Origin of the sequence: Chromobacterium sp. LK1 (assembly GCF_001043555.1) — a bacterium.
Taxonomy (GTDB): Bacteria; Pseudomonadota; Gammaproteobacteria; order Burkholderiales; family Chromobacteriaceae; genus Chromobacterium; species Chromobacterium aquaticum.
Window position 1 is genome coordinate 48529 of sequence record NZ_LDUI01000012.1, and the last position, 17880, is coordinate 66408.

Consider the following 17880-nt stretch of genomic DNA (forward strand, 5'->3'; position numbering starts at 1 on the left):
AGGAGACCACATTGCTGTTCAAGCGTGAAGAAATCGATTTTGATGCCTTGCTGGATATTTTGCAGACTTCATCCGGGATGATGGAGGCCGTCATCGGTGTCCTGTGCATCTTCATCGCCTTCCACCTGGCCCGCTTCACCTTCAAGCATGTCTTCGCCCATGCGCCGGAGCGCTATGAGCGCTTCCTGCCCTATGTCGGTTTCCGCCTGGTGCTGCCGGTGGCGGCGCAGGCGCTGGTGCTGCTGTCGCGCTCGGCCTGGGTGCATTTGCTGCATGAGCGGGCGATGATCCTGCATCTGTTGAGCGCGATGCTGTTCTGGCTGACGCTGATCCGGCTATGCTGCGCGGTGGTGCGCCAGGCCTTGCCCAAGGGCCGTTTCGAACGCCACACCGAGCATTTCCTGGCCACGGCGCTGTGGCTGGGTTTCGTCAGCTGGGCCATCGGCTTCGACATGGTGGTGATCGACTGGCTGGAATCGATGTCGTTCTCGGTGGGCAAGAGCCGGCTGAACATGCTGACCATTTTGAATGGCCTGCTGTGGGTGTCCATCATCGTGGTGGTGGCCTTGTGGGCCAGCCGCCTGATCGAATCGCGCTTGATGAATTTGAAGCACCTGGACCCGAGCCTGCGCATCGTGTTCGCCAAGCTGACCCGCACCGGGCTGTTGATCGCCGCGGTGCTGATCGCGCTGCCGGTGGTGGGCATAGACCTGACCGTGCTGTCGGTGTTCGGCGGCGCGGTGGGTATCGGTCTGGGTTTCGGCTTGCAGAAGATCGCCAGCAACTTCGTGTCCGGCTTCATCATCCTGCTGGACCACTCCATCCGCATCGGCGACCGGCTGATGGTGGAGAATCGCGTCGGCTACGTGACCAAGATGACCTCGCGCTATGTGGTGCTCAAGGGCGCGGACGGCACCGAGGCGCTGATTCCCAATGACTCGCTGATGTCCAACACCGTGGTCAACCAGTCGTACTCCGACAAGAGCATGTGGACCAGCTTGCCGGTGTCGGTGGCTTACGGCACCGATCTGGACAAGGCGCTGGAATTGCTCAAGCAGGCGGCCAATCATCCGCGGGTGCAGCAGGAGCCGGCGCCGCGCGGCTTCGTCACGCTGTTTGGCGATAGCAGCATCAATCTGGAGCTGGGTTTCTGGGTGGCGGACCCGGAAAACGGCTTCATGGGCTTGAAATCCGATTTGAATATGGCAATCTGGCGGCTGTTCCAGCAGCACGGCATTCAAATGCCGTTCCCGCAGCGGGAAATCCGCATACTCAACGACAAGCCGCAAGAATAAGGCAGGGGAGACGCCGCCATGGCAGGCAAACGCTTGGCAATCATAGACGACGACGCCGCGGTGCGGCAGTCGCTGGTCTGGCTATTGGATGGCCAGGGTTATCAGGCCGCCGGCTTCGACAGCGGCGAGGAATTCCTGGCCTGCCCGGACGGCGGCGATTTCAACGGCATCATCCTGGACCTGCGGCTGTCCGGCATGAGCGGCATCATGCTGCTGGAGAAGCTGGCCGGCTGGCCTTATTGCCCGCCGGTGATCATGCTCACCGCCCATGGCGACGTGCCGCACGCGGTGGCGGCGCTGAAGCTGGGCGCGCTGGACTTCATGGAAAAACCCTTCGACGACGAACGGCTGCTGGAACGCGCCGAGGCGGCGGTGCTGCGCGACGAGCAGAACCGCTTGCTGCATGGCCGCCGCAGCAAGGTGTCCGCCGCGCTGTCCTTGCTGACGGACCGCGAGCGCGAGGTGATGCAGTTGATCCTCACCGGCAAGCTGAACAAGCAGATCGCCGAGGAGCTGGCCATCAGCATGAAGACGGTGGAAGTGCACCGCGCCCGCGTGTTCGACAAGATGGGCGTCAAATCCGCGGTGGAGCTGGCCGGCCTGCTGGCCAGCCAGAGCCCGGCCAATGGAGGCAAGCGCTGATGGGCAGTAAGCAACCGGTATCGGTGCTGGTGGTGATCCATGCCATGGACGGCCAGGCGCTGCTGATCGAGCGCGCCGACAAGCCCGGCTATTGGCAATCCGTGACCGGCAGCCGCGAAGGCGATGAGTCCTTGCGCGACACCGCGCTGCGCGAGCTGGCCGAGGAAACCGGCCTGATCCTGGAACGCGACGATGTCCGGCTCAGCGATTGGGGCATCGTCAACCACTATGAAATCTACCCGCATTGGCGTCACCGTTACCCGGATGGCGTCACCCACAACGACGAGCATGTGTTCGGCCTGTGCCTGGAGCGGCCGCTGGCGGTGACGCTGGCGCCGCGCGAGCACCTGGCCCAGCTCTGGCTGCCATGGGACGAGGCCGCCGCCAAGGTGTTTTCGCCGTCCAACGCCGAGGCGCTGCGCTTGCTGCCGCAAAAACTGGCCGCGGCGACGCAGGCGTGAAGCCGCTGATCTGGCTGGCCGAGGACGAGGCCGGCATCGCCGACACCCTGGTCTACACGCTGGAAACCGACGGCTTCGCGGTGGAGTGGTTCGAGCGCGGCCTGCCGCTGTTGGAGCGCCTGGCCGCCGAGCAGCCGGCGCTGTGCATCCTGGACGTGGGCCTGCCGGACATCAACGGCTTCGAGCTGTGCCGCCGCTTGCGCGAGCGCGCCGATGTGCCGCTGATGTTCCTGACCGCGCGCAGCGAGGAGATGGACCGCATCATCGGCCTGGAAATCGGCGCCGACGACTATGTGGCCAAGCCGTTTTCGCCGCGCGAGGTCAGCGCCCGGGTGCGCACCATTCTGCGTCGTTACACCAAGGGCCAGACGCCGGCCGCCGCGCCGGCGCCCGCTGGTTTTGAGCTGGACGAGGCGCGTGCTTGCGTGCATTTCGCCGGCCACAAGCTGAACCTGACCCGCTATGAATACCTGTTGCTGAAAACCCTGCTGGCGGAGCCGGGGCGGGTGTTTTCGCGCCAGCAACTGATGGAGCGGGTGTGGCGCGACGCCGAGGACAGCTTCGACCGCACCGTGGACACCCATATCAAGACCCTGCGCGCCAAGCTGCGCGACATCGATCCCGACGCCCAGCCCATCCAGACCCATCGCGGCCTGGGCTATAGCTTGAGCCTCTGACCCAATGCGCTTCGGCCTGCGGCTATTCCTCGGCTATTTCCTGATCGTGGCGGTGGCCGGCTGGTTCGTGCTGGCCATTTTCACCCAGGAGGTGAAACCGGGCGTGCGCCGCGCCACCGAGGGCACGCTGGTGGACAGCGCCAATGCGCTGGCCGGGGTCGCCGCCGCCGACATCGCCGACGGCGACATCGGCAACGGCCGGCTGGCGCGGGCCTTGCGCGGCCCGCCGCGGCCGCCGATAGGCGCCAATATCTCCGGCATCGTCAAGAACAATATGGAATTCCGCGTCTACGTCACCGACGCGCGCGGCGTGGTGATCTTCGATTCCAGCGGCCGCGACCTGGGCCGCGACTACTCGCGCTGGAACGACGTTTACCGCACGCTGCGCGGCGAGTACGGCGCGCGCAGCACCCGCAGCAAGCCGGATGACGAAAACAGCAGCGTGATGCACGTGGCCGCGCCGGTGCGGCTGGATGGCCGCATCGTCGGCGTGCTGACGGTGTCCAAGCCCAATGTGGCGATGGAGCCGGTGATACGCCGCAGCGAGCGCAAGATCATGCTGGCCGGCGGCGCGCTGCTGGGCGCCGCCTTGTTGATAGGCGCGGTGATGGTGTGGTGGATCAACCGCTCCATCCGCCGGCTGGTGGGCTATGCCGAGGCGGTGGCGGCCGGCGAGCCGGCGCGCTTGCCGCGGCTGGGCAGTCCGGAGCTGGACAGCCTGGGCCAGGCGGTGGAGGCGATGCGGCGCAAGCTGGAAGGCAAGGAGTATGTGCAAGCGTATGTGCACACGCTGAGCCATGAACTGAAAAGCCCGCTGGCGGCGATACGCGGCGCCGGCGAGCTGCTGCGGGAAGACCCGCCGCCGGAAACGCGACGCCGTTTCATCGACAATATCCTGGCGCAAAGCCTGCGCATGCAGCAGTTGATCGAAAGACTGCTGTGGCAGGCTCGGGTGGAATCGCGGCTGCGGCCGGACGCCCAGGCGCTGGACTGGCCGGCCTTGATCGCGGAAACCGTGGACGGCAAGGCGTTGGCCGCCGCGCGGCGCGACGTGGAGTTTGATTGCCGGCTGGCGCCGGCGGCCTTGAACGGCGACCGCTTGCTGCTGGCGCAGGCGCTGTCCAATCTGTTGGACAATGCGCTGGAGTTCAGCCCGCCGGGCGGCGTCATCGAGCTGAGCGGCGCGCCGGAAGAGGGCGGCTATCTGCTCCGCGTGCGCGACCATGGGCCGGGGGTGCCGGATTATGCGCTGGAGCGGGTGTTCGAGCGCTTTTATTCCTTGCCGCGGCCGGACAGCGGCAAGAGCACCGGCCTGGGCCTGAGCCTGGTGCGCGAAGTGGCGCAGCTGCACGGCGGCCGCGCCGAACTGCTTAACCATGCCGATGGCGGCGCCGAGGCGCGGCTGTGGCTGCCGGCGGGCTGAGCCGGCTTCGATAGCAAGCGGCTTCGGCCCACTTCACCGAGACTTCACACGGGCTCATTCCCGCTTCATCGCCTGGATTTAGGCTGTCTCCCGTCATAGATCCAGGAGACAAGCGATGAAGAAAAACCCCTTATTGACCAAAATACTGATCCTGCTGGCGCTGTCCTTGGCGCTGCTGGTGCCGGTGAGCGCGATCAGCAATCTGATTTCCGAACGCAAGCACTACCAGGAAGAAGCGGTGGAAAAAGTGGTGGCCAGCACCAGCGGCGAGCAAACCGTGATCGGCCCGGTGCTGGTGATTCCCTATGTGGAAACCGTGGAGGAGAAGCAGAACGGCAAGACCCAGAGCGTCAAGCACGAACTGGAGCGCTATGTGCTGCCGCGCCAGCTGGCGGTGGACGGCAAGCTCAAGGTCAGCCCGCGCGCGCTAGGCATTTACCAGGCGCTGATCTTCGGCAGCGAAGCCGGCTTCAGCGGCCATTTCGAGATTCCGCCGCAGCCGGATCTGTTCAAGCCGTCGATTCAGTTGAAGACCCCCTATCTGGCGGTGGGCATCAGCGATCCGCGCGGCATCGGCAAGGTGCCGCAGCTGAACGCGGGCGGCAAAGCGCATCCATTCTCCGCCGGCGCCGGCCTGCCGCATATGAGCGAGGGCATACACGCGCCGCTGCCGCAGTTGCTGGACCTCGCCAAGCCGCAGACGCTGCCGTTCGCCTTTCAGCTCAATCTGCAGGGCACCCGCAGCATCAGCTATGTGCCGGTGGGCGAAAGCAGCACGTTGAGCCTGACGTCCAACTGGCCGCACCCCAGCTTCATCGGCAACTTCCTGCCGCTGCAGCGCAGCGTGGACGCCAAGGGCTTCAAGGCGCAGTGGGAGAGCAGCTGGTTCGCCAATAATCTGAACGACCGTTTCCAGCAAGCCGCCTTCAGCGACGGCAAATCCGGCCTGAGCGCCTTGCCGGCCTTCAGCACCGGTCTGGTGCAGCCGGTGGATCAGTATCAACAGAATGAGCGCTCGGTCAAATACGCGGTGCTGTTCATCGGACTGACCTTCTTGTCCTTCTTCCTGCTGGAAACGCTGCGCAGCCTGCGCGTGCACCCTATCCAGTACGTGCTGGTGGGCATGGCGCTGGTGATGTTCTTCCTGGTCCTGCTGGCCTTGTCCGAGCACCTGGGCTTCGGACCGGCCTATCTGCTGGCGGCGGCGGCCTGCGTCGGCCAGATCGGCTTCTACGTCAGCCATATCCTAGGCGGCTGGAAGCGCGGCCTGGGTTTCGCCGGACTGCTCAGCCTGCTGTACGCGGTGCTGTACGGCCTGCTGCAGTCCGAGGACAACGCGCTGTTGCTGGGCAGCTTGCTGCTGTTCGCCGCCTTGACCGCGATCATGACGCTGACGCGGCGGCTGGACTGGTATCGCTTCTCGGTGCGCAGCGAAGACACGGCGGCGGAAGCGCCGCTGCCTTCGCCCCCGGAGCAGTCTTGAATACCGCGGCATTGACATCGGCATGATTTTACGGATTCACAAAACCGCCATCATCGAGTAATGCGCTCTCGCTATCGTTTTCCCGCCCGGCCATCTTCCGGGCGGGGCGCCGGCCCGGATACGTCCCGGGCCGGCGGTTTTCCATTGCGGCTCCGCGCTGGCGCCGCCATAAAACGACTAGCTTCCGATGACGCATACCACTCTCACGCCGGCCCGCTGGGCGCGCTGGCTGGCCGCCTGCCTGCTGGCGGCCTTGCTCGCCGGCTGTATCGGCGACAGCAATCAAGACCCGTCCGGCCAGCCGGGCAATGGCAATTCCAATCAAACCAAACCGCCGGCCAAGCTCAGCTGCGCGCCCTGACCGGACCCTCCGCCATGACCGATACCCCCGTTTCCTCGTCCCGCCGCCAGTTCATCAAGCGCGGCGGCGCGCTGGCCGCCAGTTCCCTGACGCTGTCCCTGCTGCCGGCCTCCATTCAGCGCGCGCTGGCGATTCCCGCCAATAACCGCACCGGCACGCTTCAGGATGTCGAGCACATCGTGATTCTGACCCAGGAAAACCGCGCTTTCGACCATTACTTCGGCAGCCTGGCCGGGGTGCGCGGCTTTGGCGATCGCTTCCCGCTGCCGCTGGCGGACAGCGCCTTGCTCAAGCGCAAAAGCGTATGGTTCCAGACCAACCAGGGCAATAGCCTGACGCCGCCGCGCGTGGTGGCGCCGTTCCACCTCAACACCGCGCAGACTTTCGCCTATATGCGGGTGGAGGGCACGCCGCATGTGTGGTCGGACGCGCAATACGCCTGGGGCAAGGGCGTGATGAACGCCTGGCCCACCTATAAGCAGAACCACGCCATGGGGTACTTCAAGGAGACGGACCTGCCGTTCCAGTACGCGCTGGCCAATGCCTTCACCCTGTGCGACGCCTATCACTGCGCGTTTCAGGGCGGCACCAATCCCAACCGCGTGTTCCTGTGGTGCGGCGGCAACGATCCACAGCAACAGGGCAAGGGCCCGGTGATCGCCAACGCCTACGACTCGGTCGATTACAACCCCAAGGGCGGCTACACCTTCAGCACTTACGCCGAGCGGCTGGAAGCGGCCGGGGTGAGCTGGAAGATTTACCAGAACATGGCGGACAACTTCACCGACAATCCGGTGGCCGGCTTCCGCAGCTTCCGCGCCGCCTACTTTGATGAGCCCGGCGCCAAGCCTGCGCTCAAGGACAAGGGCTTGTCCACCTGGACGCTGGACGATCTGCGCCGGGATGTGCAGGCCAACCGCCTGCCCCAGGTCAGCTATATCGTCGCCACCGCCGAGGGCTCGGAGCATCCCGGCCCGTCCAGCCCGGCGCAGGGCGCCGATTACACCGCCCGGGTGCTGGATGCGCTGACATCCAATCCGGAGGTGTGGAGCAAGACGGTGTTCCTGGTCAATTTCGACGAGAACGACGGTTTCTTCGATCACGTGCCGCCGCCGGCCGCGCCCAGCTATCTGAGCTGGGACGCGGATCCGGCCAAGGCGGTGCTGGCCGGCGCGTCCACCGTGGCCACCGACGGCGAATACCATCATCTGCGCAGCAGCGAGACCGGCAATGAGCGCGCCGACCTGATCCACGTGCCTTACGGCCCGGGACCGCGGGTGCCGATGTACGTGATCTCGCCATGGAGCCGCGGCGGCTGGGTCAATTCCCAGGTGTTCGACCACACCTCGGTGATCCGCTTCATCGAGCAGCGCTTTGGGGTCAAGGAACCCAATATCACCGCCTGGCGGCGCGCGGTGTGCGGCGATCTGCTGTCCTGCTTCGACTTCGTCAACCCCAATGCCGAGCTGCCCAAGCTGCCGGCCACCGCCGCGCTGGCGGCGCGCGCGCGCGCCTTGCCCGGCCGCACCAAGCCCAGCGCGCCGGCCCTGCCTGAGCTGCCGGTGCAGGCGGTTGGCCTGCGCCGCTCGCGCGCGCTGCCTTACGAGCTGCACGCCAGCGCGCGGGTGGACGGCAATGCCGGCACCGTGGAATTGATTTTCGCCAACAGCGGCAAGGCGGCGGCGGTGTTCCACGTGTATGACCGCCGTCATCTGGACGCGCCGCCGCGCCGCTACACGGTGGAGGCCGGCAAGCAGCTGTCCGGGCTGTGGCGGGTCAATTACGACGCCAATCTCTACGATCTATGGGTGCTGGGCCCCAACGGTTTCCATCGCCACTTCACCGGCGATGCCGGCCAGCTGGGGCGCTTGAGCAAGGCGCAGCCGGAAATCCAGGTCTGTTACGACCCGGCCGCCGGCGACGTTTACCTGAAGCTGCACAATAGCGGCCGCGAAAACTGTGAGTTCCAGGTGCGCGCCAACGCCTATGTCAACACCGAGCCGCGGCGCGTCACCGTGGGCCCGCAGGGCGAGGCGGTGTTGAACTGGCCGTTGAAAGACAGTCACGGTTGGTATGACGTCAGCGTCAGCGCGCCGGTGTTCCCCGGCTTCAGCCGCCGCTTCGCCGGCCGGGTGGAAACCGGCCGCGACGGTTATAGCGATCCGGCGATGGGCGGCGCGGCGCAGGGCGAGCAGTGGGCCACGTCCTGAGCCGGCCGGTCTTGCCGGTTTAAAACGGGCGGCGCCGACGGCGCCGCTTTTTTAATGGCCCGGCGTGTCCAGGCGCTCGAACCGCATCACCCTGGCCGGCGGCAGATTGCGCCAGACCAGTTGGCTGTCGCGCAGCGCAAAACCCGCGCCCAGCCAGTCCGCCGACGCCTGCAAGGCGTAGCTGAATTGCAGCAGCGCGCCGCCGGCCGGCAATACGCGACGCCATTGTTCGACGATGGCCAAGGCTTCCGCCCGCGGCAGGGAGCGCAGCGGCAGGCTGGAGACGACGGCGTCTATCGCCGCGTGCTCCGGCAACAAGGCCGCCAGCCGCGCGGCGTCGCCCTGTATTACATGAACCGAGGGGAAACGCTGCCGCAGATGCCGGGCAAAGGCCGGAGAGCGTTCGACCACCCGCAAGCGCTCGCGGCTCAGTCCTTGCGCCAGCAAGGCTTGGGTAATGACGCCGGTGCCGCCGCCCAGCTCGATCACCAAACCGGTGCCGGACATCGGCGTCTGGGCGGCCATGCACTGCGCCAGGCGCTTGGAACTGGGCCAGACCGCGCCCACCCGGCCGGGCCGGTTTATCCATTCGCGAAGAAACAGGCGGGGAGCGCGGGCGGTCAAATGGGCCCGGCAGACGGCGGGCGCGTGCAGCGCTTTGGCGCAAATGGGGCAAAAGGAGGGGGAGGCTTCGAGTGGATCAGGGCTGCGCATGGGACTTTCTCCGGTTTGACATGCTGGTTTGTCCTGGAGAAGCCATGCTAGAAAACAATGCTTAAGCGCAGCTGAAGCGCCGCGATGATTGTCGCATCGCGGCGCTTTGGGGTTTAACAACCGTTCACGATCTCGCTAGCCGTGCACAGCTTCCTAGAAGAAGCCCAGCGGCTTGCCGTCAAAGCTCACCAACAGATTCTTGGTCTGCTGATAGTGATCCAGCGCGCGCTTGTGGGTTTCGCGGCCGATGCCGGACTTCTTGTAGCCGCCGAAGGCCGCGTGCGCCGGGTAGAGATGGTAGCAATTGGTCCACACCCGGCCGGCCTTGATCGCGCGGCCGACGCGGTAAGCGCGGTTGATGTCGCGGGTCCACACCCCGGCGCCCAGGCCGAACTCGGTGTCGTTGGCGATGGCGACGGCTTCGGCCTCGTCCTTGAAGGTGGCGATGCTGACCACCGGGCCGAAAATCTCCTCCTGGAACACCCGCATCTTGTTATTGCCCTTCAGCAGGGTGGGCTGGATGTAATAGCCCTGCGCCAGGCCGCCTTCCAGCGGTTCCAGCTTGCCGCCGCTCAGCACTTCGGCGCCTTCCTGGCGCGCGATGTCCAGATAGGACAGGATTTTGTCGAACTGCTGCTGCGAGGCCTGGGCGCCGACCATGGTGTCGGTGTCCAGCGGATCGCCGCGCTTGATTGCCTTCACCTTCTTCATCACCTCGGCCATGAAGGCCGGATAGATGGACTCCTGCACCAAGGCGCGCGACGGGCAGGTGCAGACCTCACCCTGATTGAAGAAGGCCAGCACCAGCCCTTCGGCGGCCTTCTCGATGAAGGAGGGCTCGGCCTCCATGATGTCTTCGAAGAAGATATTGGGCGATTTGCCGCCCAGCTCCACCGTGGACGGAATGATGTTTTCCGCCGCGCATTGCAGGATGTGGCGGCCCACCGGGGTGGAGCCGGTGAAGGCGATCTTGGCGATGCGCTTGCTGGTGGCCAGCGCCTGGCCGGCTTCCTTGCCGAAGCCGTGCACCACGTTGATCACGCCCGGCGGCAGCAGATCGCCTATCACTTCCATCAGCACCGCGATGCCCAGCGGCGTCTGTTCCGCCGGCTTCAGCACCACGCAGTTGCCGGCGGCCAGCGCCGGCGCCAGCTTCCACGCCGCCATCAGCAGGGGGAAGTTCCACGGGATGATCTGACCGACCACGCCCAGCGGTTCGTGGATGTGATAGGCCATGGTGTTGTGATCGATTTCCGCCGCCGTGCCTTCCTGGGCGCGGATGCAGCCGGCGAAGTAACGGAAATGGTCGGCCGCCAGCGGGATGTCGGCGTTCAGGGTTTCACGCACCGGCTTGCCGTTGTCCCAGGTTTCGGTAACCGCCAGTTTTTCCAGGTTGGCCTCGATGCGGTCGGCGATCTGCAGCAGCAGATAGGAGCGTTGCTGCGCCGAGGTCTGGCCCCAGGCATCCGCGGCGGCGTGGGCAGCGTCCAGCGCCAGTTCGATGTCGGCGGCGTCGGAGCGCGGAAACTCAGCGATGGGCTGGCCGTTGACCGGAGAAGTGTTGACGAAGTGCTGACCGTTGACCGGCGGCACGAACTGGCCGCCGATGTAGTTGCCGTAACGGGATTGGAACGCAATCACCGCGCCGGGGGTGCCGGGATGAGCGTAACGCATGCTGGGTTTCTCCTGTTGTAGATTTGGCCATGGCGCGCGGCCGGCGAGGACCGCGCTGTCCTGGCCCACAGCAGGAAGCGTGCCAAGCCGTCACGCCTTCGGATCATGTTGCGGTGCGAAATCGATAATGGCCGATGGCTATTGCCGCTGCCCACATCGATATTGCGGCGCAAGATGGCGGCGATGGATGCCGGCTGGCCGATAGGCCAGGCCATGAGTTGTCGCAAAACGCTACAGTGTTGCGCTACGGATTTTCAGCCGCCGTTTGCGCCCGCCGTGCCGGCGGTGCTAATAGTTCTGCGAGTCCGTTCAAAGTCTCGCCAGCCTGAGCGAGACAAGGCGAAACAGCCGGAGAAGCGGAATGCACAAGTGGTGCAGAAGCATGCTGAAGCGGCGCTCGCCGTGTTACGTCTCAGCAAGCGCGGCGGACTTTGAACAGGTTCCGAGATTTCGCGCCCAGGCCTTGGGCGCACCAGCCATTCGGGAGCATCGCGATGACCGAGCACTCTACACGCCCGCCGGTGGACGGCGCACGCCGGCGTTTCTTCCATGAGGGCCTGGAGCCCGTCGGGCTCCGCGACGAAATCGCCCAGTCCTGGCGGCGCTGCCGGCAACTGCCGCCGCAGCCGGCGGAGGACGGCCTGGACGGCGCGGCGCTGGGCGCCTTGCGCGAGGCCAATGGCTTGCTGCTGCGCCTGGCTCAGCCGGAACTGGACGGCTTGTACGAGCAGATCAGCGACCGGCGCGGCATCGTGCTGCTCAGTGATGCCGCCGGCGTGATCCTCAACGCCGCCGGCAGCTCCGGATTTCTGCGCAAGGCGGAGCAGGTGGCGCTGCTGCCTGGCATGGCCTGGGGCGAGCGCGACAAGGGCACCAACGCCATCGGCACCGCGCTGGCGCTGGGCGCGGCGGTGCAGGTCAACGGCGGCGAACATTATCTGGCCAGCAACGGCGGCATTTCCTGCTCGGCCGCGCCGATATTCACGCCCAACGGCCGCCTGGCCGGCGCGCTCAACATCAGCAGCGACGCGCGCTGTCACGAGGCGCACGCGCTGGGCCTGGTGCGGCTGGCGGCGCGGCAGATCGAGCACCGCTGGCTGGAGCGGCCTTCGGCCGAGCATTGGCTGGTGCGCTTCCATCTGAATCACGCCTTGCTCGGCTCCGCGCGCGAAGGCGTGCTCGTCTTCGCCGACGATGTGCTGGTGGAGGCCAATAGCTGCGCGCTGGCCTGGCTGGGCCTGGCGTGGGCGGATCTGGGCCGGCTGCGCTTCGGCCAGCTGTTCGACGGCGAACTACAGCCGGCCGACGGCCTGCGCACGCGGCTAGGCCGGCGCGGCCAGCATTTTCATCTGCAGATCACGCCGCCGACGCGGCGGGTGGTGGCGCAGCGGCCGCCGCCGAAGGCCGAGGCGCGGCCATCGCTGGCGCTGCAACGCGCGGTCAAGGTGCTGAACGCCGACATCCCGGTCTTGCTGCAAGGCGAAACCGGCGTGGGCAAGGAGGTGTTCGCGCGCGCGCTGCACGCCGCCAGCCGGCGCGGCCGCGCGCCCTTCGTCGCCGTCAATTGCGCGGCGATACCGGAGGCCTTGATCGAGTCTGAGCTGTTCGGCTACGAGGAGGGCGCCTTCACCGGCGCGCGGCGCAAGGGCATGGCCGGCAAGCTGCGCGAGGCCGACGGCGGCGTGCTGTTCCTGGACGAGGTGGGCGACATGCCGGCGGCGATGCAGGCGCGGCTGCTGCGCGCGCTGCAGCAGCGCGAAGTCACGCCGCTGGGCGGCGGCCAGGCCCATGCGGTGGATTTCGCGTTGATCTGCGCCACTCATCGCGATCTCGCTGCGATGGTGGCGGCCGGCGAGTTCCGCGCCGACCTGTTCTACCGCTTGCAGGATTACCCGGTGTGGCTGTCGCCGCTGCGCGAGCGCGATGATCTGCCGCGCCTGATGGACGAGATGTGGCGGGAACTGGGCGCGGCGCAACGCGGCGTGCGCCTGGGCGCCCCGCTGCGCGCCGCGCTGCTGGCTTGCTCATGGCCGGGCAATGCGCGCCAGCTGCACAGCGCGCTACGCACCATGCTGGCGTTGGCCGACGACGGCGCGGAGCTGGGGGTCGAGGATCTGCCGGCCGGCTGCCGCGCCGAGACGTCGCCAGCGGCGGTCACGCTGGCCGCTGGCGGCGACGATTTGATCGAACAGACGCTGGCGCGCTGCCGGGGCAATGTCAGCCGCGCGGCGGCGGAGCTGGGCGTGGCACGCAGCACGCTGTACCGGCGGCGAGCGCGGCGCTGACACGCGTCCGGCAGCGGTCAACCATAGCCGCGCCGTTTCAGCGCCAGATAGAGCATGGCCGCGTTGATGGCGTCATTGAGCGCGTCGTGGCGCGGCAACGTCGGCATGTCCAGATCCCGGCAGATGCTGGCCAGGCTGAGATCGATGTGGGCGTCCGGGTTCTGCCTCAGCTTGTAATCGTAGTAACGGCCGGAAATCTCGATGCGCCGCTGCGGCAGCGGCACGCCCAGCCAGGGGCGGACATAGCGGTTGAGCACCGCCAGGTCGTATTCCAGGTAATAGCCCAGCAGCGGGCGGCCGCCGATGAAGTCCAGCAGCTGCCGCACGGCGTCCCGGGCCGCCAGCCCCTGGCTGACGTCGATGGGCCGCAGGCCGTGGATGCGCACATTGTCCGCCTGCGGCGCGCGCTCCGGCCGCACCAAGAGATAGAGCGCCTCGCTGGCGAGGATGCGGTTGCCGCGCAGCTTGACCGCGCCTATGGACAGCAGCTCGGCCGCGGTCGGGTCCAGGCTGGTGGTTTCGCAGTCCAGGCTGACCAGTTCGTCCGGGTGTTCCTGGTACATGGCGGCATAGGCCGGATCGCGCAGCCGGCGGCGCTGCCATTGGCGCAGCAGGGCGGTCAGCATCAGAAACTGCCCAGCCGGTAATGGTGGCGCAGCTGCGCCTTGAATTTCTTGACCACGCCCAGCGCGTCCTTGAGCAGGTCCCGCTCCAGCGAGGACAGTTTTTCCGGTTCCAGCAGATTATCCGCCGGCCGACCGGCGTCCTGCTGTTCCAGCCCGTGCTCCAGCCGCAGCTGCATCAGGAAGGACAGCGCCTCGCCGACATCCTCGGCCAGCTCCGCATCCAGCCGCTCCAGCTCCACCAGCCGCCGCAGGCGCTGCTGCGAGCTGTTGTCGCGCACGCCGTGTTCCAGCGCCAGCGCGCGGATGCCGTGCACCAGCGGGAAGATGCCGCCTTTTTTCAGGTCCAGCGTGGTGCGGCCGTCGCGCGCCTGGGTTTGCAGATGGGAGAACAGGCCCAGCGGGGTGTCGAACTGTTCGATGGCGCGGGCGAAGCGGGAGAAAAAGCCGGCGTCGTCGCGCAGCGCCGCATGCAGCTCGTCGCGCGCGCGCTCCAGCAGTTCGCTGTCGCCGCAGACGGCTTCCGCATCCACGAAGATGGCCAGCCGCATCAACGCGTCGCCGCTGGGCTGGTGCACCCATTGCTGGAAGCGTTGGCGCAGCTCGGCGCCGCTGAAGCGCCAGCCTGGACGGCTGAGCATGATGCCGCCGGGACAGGGCGGATAACCGAAGCGTTCCAGCGCGTCGGAAAACGCCTGGCAGCTGGCCTCCAGTTGCGGCCAATGCGCGCCGTCGCGCAATAGCAGCGCATTGTCCTGGTCGGTCTTGAGTATCTGCTCGCCGCGCCCCTCCGAGCCCAGCACCAGCAGGCAGCTATTGGCCAGCAGCTCCGGCGGCGCGATCAGGCGCCAGGCGCGGGCGAACAGGCGCGCGTTCAGGCTTTGCACCAGGCGGCCGAGCTGCAGCGGCTTGACGCCGTGACCGCAAAGTATGCGCACCAGCCGCGTGATCTGTGCGGCGATCTCGGCCAGTTCGTCCAGGGTGTCGGCGCGTTCCAGGCGCTGCGCGATCAGGTGGGAGTGATTGGAGAAGTAGGACAACACATCCACCTGGGCCAGCATGCCCACCGGCGCGCCGCCCTCGGTGACCACCAGCCGCCGCAGATTGCGCCGCGTCATCAGCAGCAGCGCGTTGAACAGGAAATCGTCTATGTCTATGGTCAGCAGCTGGTAGTTGCAATGCGCGGCCACGGGCGCGTCGGCGGACACGCCGTTCAGCACGATGTCGCGGAAGTCGGTGGTGGTGAAGATGCCCAGGCCGGCTTCGGCGCGCACCAGCACCGATTTGGACTGCTGCGCCTTCATCGCCGCCGCGGTGTCGCGCAGGCTGGCGCCGCCGTCGATGAAAACCGGCCGGCGGCAGTTGGCGTCGCGCACGGTGGCGGTGAGCAGGGTCTGCAGTTCGCGCTGGCCGGCGCGCTGCGCCAGCCGGCCCAGCTTTTCCGACACGCTGGCGTAGAAATAGGCGCCGAAGCGCGGGTTGCTTTCGGTCAGCGCCAGCACTTCGGCGCGCGGCAGCGCGTAGAGCAACGCTTCTTCCTGCACGATGAAGCGATGGGAGGTCTGGCCGGCGGCGACGGCGCGGGCGTCGAAGCTGTCCTGCGGCCGGTGCAGCGCGATGGTCTCATCGCCGGCCATTTCGCGCACCACGCCCTTGATCACCACATACATGGCGTCCACCGGCGCCTCCGGGGAGAGGATGAGGGCGTCGCCGCCGTGGAACACGATGTCGACGCGCGCCTCCAGCTTTTGGCGCTCGGCCGGGCTCAACGCGTCAAAAGGGGGTTGGCTGAAATCGAATCGCTGCATGGCGGCCCTCGCGGCAGACAAAACATTGCCGCCAGCATAACACTGGCGGCAAGGGCTTGTCGGCGGAGGTTCAGCCCGGCAGGTGTTGCAGCAGCGGCGAGCCGTCGCGGAACAGCAGCAGTTCGCCGGCGCTCAGCTGGGTCCAGCTTTCATTGTCGGTCAGCGGCTGGGTGGCGATCACCGCCACGCGGTCGTGCGGGGTGGTGACCGAGGAGAAGTCCACGCTGACGTCGTCGTCCACCAGGTGGGCGGTGTTGAACGGCGCCTGGCGGATGATGTAGTGCAGATGGGTGGAGCAGTGGGCGAACAGCACTTCGCCGTTGCTGAGCATGAAGTTGAACACGCCGTGGCCGGCGATCTCCGCCGCCAGGCGCGCCACTTCGGCGAACAGCTCGTCCAGCTGCGGTTGCTGGCACCACTTGGCGCGCAACCGTTCCATCAGATGGCAGAAGGCCCGTTCGGAGTCGGTGCTGCCCACCGGGTTGTAGTGGCAGCCGGCCTCGGGCTGGAAATTATCCAAGTTGCCGTTGTGGGCGAAAATCCAGTAACGGCCCCACATCTCGCGCATGAAGGGGTGAGTGTTGGCCAGATTGACCTCGCCCTGGGTGGCTTTGCGGATGTGGGCGATCACGTTTTCCGATTTGATCGGATAGTTGCGCACCAGATTGGCCACCGGGGATTCCACCGACGGTTTGTCGTCCAGGAAGATGCGGCAGCCCTTGTTCTCGAAAAAGGCGATGCCCCAGCCGTCGGCATGGTGGTCGGTCTGGCCGCCGCGGCGGTGAAAGCCTTCGAAGGAGAACAGGATATCGGTTGGAGTATTGCAATTCATGCCCAATAACTGGCACATTATTTGTATTCCATTTCATGGCATGGCGGCTAATGCTGCCATGCCTTGCTATTGTTGACTGTCGCTTTGCTGTGGCTTGCAAGTCTTTGCATGACTTCGCTTTAATATGTGAGTAAGATTGTGAGTAATATTGTGTTACTCACTCCCAACAATTTGGTTACTCACATCATGCTATCAGACACAAAGGTGAGGCAAGCAAAGCCCACTGATAAAGTATATCGTCTTGCGGATGCAAAAGGGCTTTGTCTTGAGGTGAGGCCGTCTGGCCAGCGATTTTGGCGTTATCGGTTCCGCATTGAAGGGAAGCCGAGCATGTTCACTATCGGGGAGTATCCTGCTATCAGTTTGGCAGAAGCTCGTCGGCTACTAGAGGAGGCTCGCGCAATGGTCGACAAGGGGATCAATCCCACTACGGCCAAGCGTGTAGAGAAGCATGCAAACCTCGCAGCAGCAGGGGAGACATTCGAGGTTCTAGCGGCCGACTGGATGACTGCAAACGTTCAGTGGTCTGCGGCGTATCGCCGGCGGGTTGCTAATGCGATGAAGACTGATGTTTACCCGACTCTAGGCGCGCTACCGGTTCGTGACATTAAGCCGCCAATGATCCGAAACATCCTGGATGGGATCGTCAAGCGAGATGCCCGGACAGTGGCAAGAAATGTCAGGATGTGGATATCTGCAGTATTCAACTACGGAATTGCGTCTAGCAGGGCAGAGTCAGACCCCGCGCAGAGCTTTGAAGGGTATATCAAGGCGGGTGCAGTCCAGCACCATAGGCCCCTAGCAAAAGCTGATCTGCCCAAATTTCTTAATGCCCTGGAAGCCTACAGGGGGTTCGGCGTGGCGAAACCTGCCGCCAAACTCATGCTATTGACATTTGTTAGGACGGCGGAGATTAGGCAGGCTGAGTGGGCTGACATTGACTTGGTCAATGCTATTTGGCGGATTCCTGCCCACAAGATGAAGATGCGAACAGAGCATTTGGTCCCTCTCTCCCGCCAAGCCATTGCACTTTTGCTTGAACTGAAACCGTTCACGGAGATGCATGCTCATGTCTTTCCCAACATCCGCAGACCCAATGCGGGAATTGGGGAGTCCACGATAAACCGCCTGATCGGGCTGATTGGTTTCAAGGGAATCGTGTCTGGACATGGGTTTCGTTCTACGGCATCCACAATACTCTACGAGCATGGATATCCGGAGCACATCATAGAACGACAGCTTGCTCATTCTGAGCGAAATAAGGTGAAAGCAGCTTACAATCACGCTGGCTACATGGCCGAGCGCAAGAAGATGATGCAGGATTGGGCTGATTTACTTGATGAACAAAAGAAGATGGCCACCCCATCAAAATCATCCTCTCCTTTGTGAACC

General features: G+C 65.3%; 15 protein-coding genes. 10 read left to right on the plus strand and 5 right to left on the minus strand.

Features of this window, described 5'->3' with window-relative positions; all coding sequences use genetic code 11:
- The first annotated feature begins 11 nt into the window (after positions 1–11).
- From VI26_RS06415 to VI26_RS06445, 8 genes are all read left to right on the plus strand, one after another.
- Complete coding sequence (locus VI26_RS06415; RefSeq protein ID WP_231461433.1) at positions 12–1295, plus strand: mechanosensitive ion channel family protein; 1284 nt, start codon at positions 12–14, stop codon at positions 1293–1295.
- Positions 1296–1313: 18 nt separating this feature from the next.
- Positions 1314–1937, plus strand: coding sequence for a response regulator transcription factor (locus tag VI26_RS06420; protein ID WP_048408920.1), 624 nt, complete (start codon positions 1314–1316; stop codon positions 1935–1937).
- Positions 1937–2398, plus strand: coding sequence for a dihydroneopterin triphosphate diphosphatase (gene nudB / locus VI26_RS06425; protein ID WP_048408921.1), 462 nt, complete (start codon positions 1937–1939; stop codon positions 2396–2398). The genes VI26_RS06420 and nudB overlap by 1 nt, the downstream gene beginning before the upstream one ends.
- Positions 2395–3075 (plus strand): two-component system response regulator CreB, encoded by a 681-nt coding sequence (creB, locus tag VI26_RS06430; protein ID WP_048408922.1) that lies wholly within the window; start codon positions 2395–2397, stop codon positions 3073–3075. Before nudB ends, creB begins: the two co-directional genes overlap by 4 nt.
- Positions 3076–3079: 4 nt before the next feature.
- A complete protein-coding gene (creC, locus tag VI26_RS06435) occupies positions 3080–4498 on the plus strand; it encodes a two-component system sensor histidine kinase CreC (protein ID WP_048408923.1) in 1419 nt (472 codons plus the stop codon).
- Positions 4499–4613: 115 nt separating this feature from the next.
- Positions 4614–5981 (plus strand): cell envelope integrity protein CreD, encoded by a 1368-nt coding sequence (gene creD / locus VI26_RS06440; protein ID WP_048408924.1) that lies wholly within the window; start codon positions 4614–4616, stop codon positions 5979–5981.
- Positions 5982–6168: 187 nt separating this feature from the next.
- Entirely contained in the window at positions 6169–6342 is a 174-nt protein-coding gene (locus VI26_RS24380) for a hypothetical protein (RefSeq protein WP_156183774.1), read from the plus strand.
- Between the two features lie 14 nt (positions 6343–6356).
- The gene (locus VI26_RS06445; RefSeq protein WP_048408925.1) at positions 6357–8552 is read left to right on the plus strand and encodes a phosphocholine-specific phospholipase C; all 2196 of its coding nucleotides are present in this window, start codon (positions 6357–6359) and stop codon (positions 8550–8552) included.
- Positions 8553–8603: 51 nt separating this feature from the next.
- Here the strand turns inward: VI26_RS06445 and VI26_RS06450 are convergent, their stop codons facing one another.
- Together VI26_RS06450 and VI26_RS06455 are read right to left on the minus strand one after the other, a co-directional pair.
- The gene (locus tag VI26_RS06450; protein ID WP_197081403.1) at positions 8604–9077 is read right to left on the minus strand and encodes a class I SAM-dependent methyltransferase; all 474 of its coding nucleotides are present in this window, start codon (positions 9075–9077) and stop codon (positions 8604–8606) included.
- Between the two features lie 342 nt (positions 9078–9419).
- Positions 9420–10940: an aldehyde dehydrogenase family protein gene (locus VI26_RS06455; protein WP_048408926.1), complete on the minus strand. Its 1521-nt coding sequence runs from the start codon at positions 10938–10940 to the stop codon at positions 9420–9422.
- A gap of 494 nt (positions 10941–11434) precedes the next feature.
- On the opposite strand from VI26_RS06455, the gene VI26_RS06460 reads away from it, so the two are divergent.
- The gene (locus tag VI26_RS06460) at positions 11435–13225 is read left to right on the plus strand and encodes a sigma-54-dependent Fis family transcriptional regulator (protein WP_048408927.1); all 1791 of its coding nucleotides are present in this window, start codon (positions 11435–11437) and stop codon (positions 13223–13225) included.
- Between the two features lie 17 nt (positions 13226–13242).
- On the opposite strand, the gene VI26_RS06465 is transcribed toward VI26_RS06460, so the two are convergent.
- The 3 genes from VI26_RS06465 to VI26_RS06475 form a co-directional block, all read right to left on the minus strand.
- Positions 13243–13851 (minus strand): 3'-5' exonuclease, encoded by a 609-nt coding sequence (locus VI26_RS06465; protein ID WP_048408928.1) that lies wholly within the window; start codon positions 13849–13851, stop codon positions 13243–13245.
- A complete protein-coding gene (locus tag VI26_RS06470) occupies positions 13851–15656 on the minus strand; it encodes a putative nucleotidyltransferase substrate binding domain-containing protein (RefSeq protein WP_048408929.1) in 1806 nt (601 codons plus the stop codon). Before VI26_RS06470 ends, VI26_RS06465 begins: the two co-directional genes overlap by 1 nt.
- Positions 15657–15726: 70 nt before the next feature.
- Positions 15727–16506 (minus strand): class II glutamine amidotransferase, encoded by a 780-nt coding sequence (locus VI26_RS06475; RefSeq protein WP_048408930.1) that lies wholly within the window; start codon positions 16504–16506, stop codon positions 15727–15729.
- A gap of 168 nt (positions 16507–16674) precedes the next feature.
- Here VI26_RS06475 and VI26_RS06480 point away from each other — a divergent pair, with 168 nt between their 5' ends.
- A complete protein-coding gene (locus VI26_RS06480; RefSeq protein ID WP_053074278.1) occupies positions 16675–17877 on the plus strand; it encodes an integrase arm-type DNA-binding domain-containing protein in 1203 nt (400 codons plus the stop codon).
- The last annotated feature ends 3 nt before the right edge of the window (positions 17878–17880 follow it).

Coding starts and splice junctions, on each gene's coding strand:
- VI26_RS06420 (WP_048408920.1), top strand. CDS start 1,314: ATGGCAGGCAAACGCTTGGCAATCATAGACGACGACGCCGCGGTGCGG.
- nudB (WP_048408921.1), top strand. CDS start 1,937: ATGGGCAGTAAGCAACCGGTATCGGTGCTGGTGGTGATCCATGCCATG.
- creC (WP_048408923.1), top strand. CDS start 3,080: ATGCGCTTCGGCCTGCGGCTATTCCTCGGCTATTTCCTGATCGTGGCG.
- creD (WP_048408924.1), top strand. CDS start 4,614: ATGAAGAAAAACCCCTTATTGACCAAAATACTGATCCTGCTGGCGCTG.
- VI26_RS24380 (WP_156183774.1), top strand. CDS start 6,169: ATGACGCATACCACTCTCACGCCGGCCCGCTGGGCGCGCTGGCTGGCC.
- VI26_RS06445 (WP_048408925.1), top strand. CDS start 6,357: ATGACCGATACCCCCGTTTCCTCGTCCCGCCGCCAGTTCATCAAGCGC.
- VI26_RS06450 (WP_197081403.1), bottom strand. CDS start 9,077: ATGGCCGCCCAGACGCCGATGTCCGGCACCGGTTTGGTGATCGAGCTG.
- VI26_RS06455 (WP_048408926.1), bottom strand. CDS start 10,940: ATGCGTTACGCTCATCCCGGCACCCCCGGCGCGGTGATTGCGTTCCAA.
- VI26_RS06460 (WP_048408927.1), top strand. CDS start 11,435: ATGACCGAGCACTCTACACGCCCGCCGGTGGACGGCGCACGCCGGCGT.
- VI26_RS06465 (WP_048408928.1), bottom strand. CDS start 13,851: ATGCTGACCGCCCTGCTGCGCCAATGGCAGCGCCGCCGGCTGCGCGAT.
- VI26_RS06470 (WP_048408929.1), bottom strand. CDS start 15,656: ATGCAGCGATTCGATTTCAGCCAACCCCCTTTTGACGCGTTGAGCCCG.
- VI26_RS06475 (WP_048408930.1), bottom strand. CDS start 16,506: ATGTGCCAGTTATTGGGCATGAATTGCAATACTCCAACCGATATCCTG.
- VI26_RS06480 (WP_053074278.1), top strand. CDS start 16,675: ATGCTATCAGACACAAAGGTGAGGCAAGCAAAGCCCACTGATAAAGTA.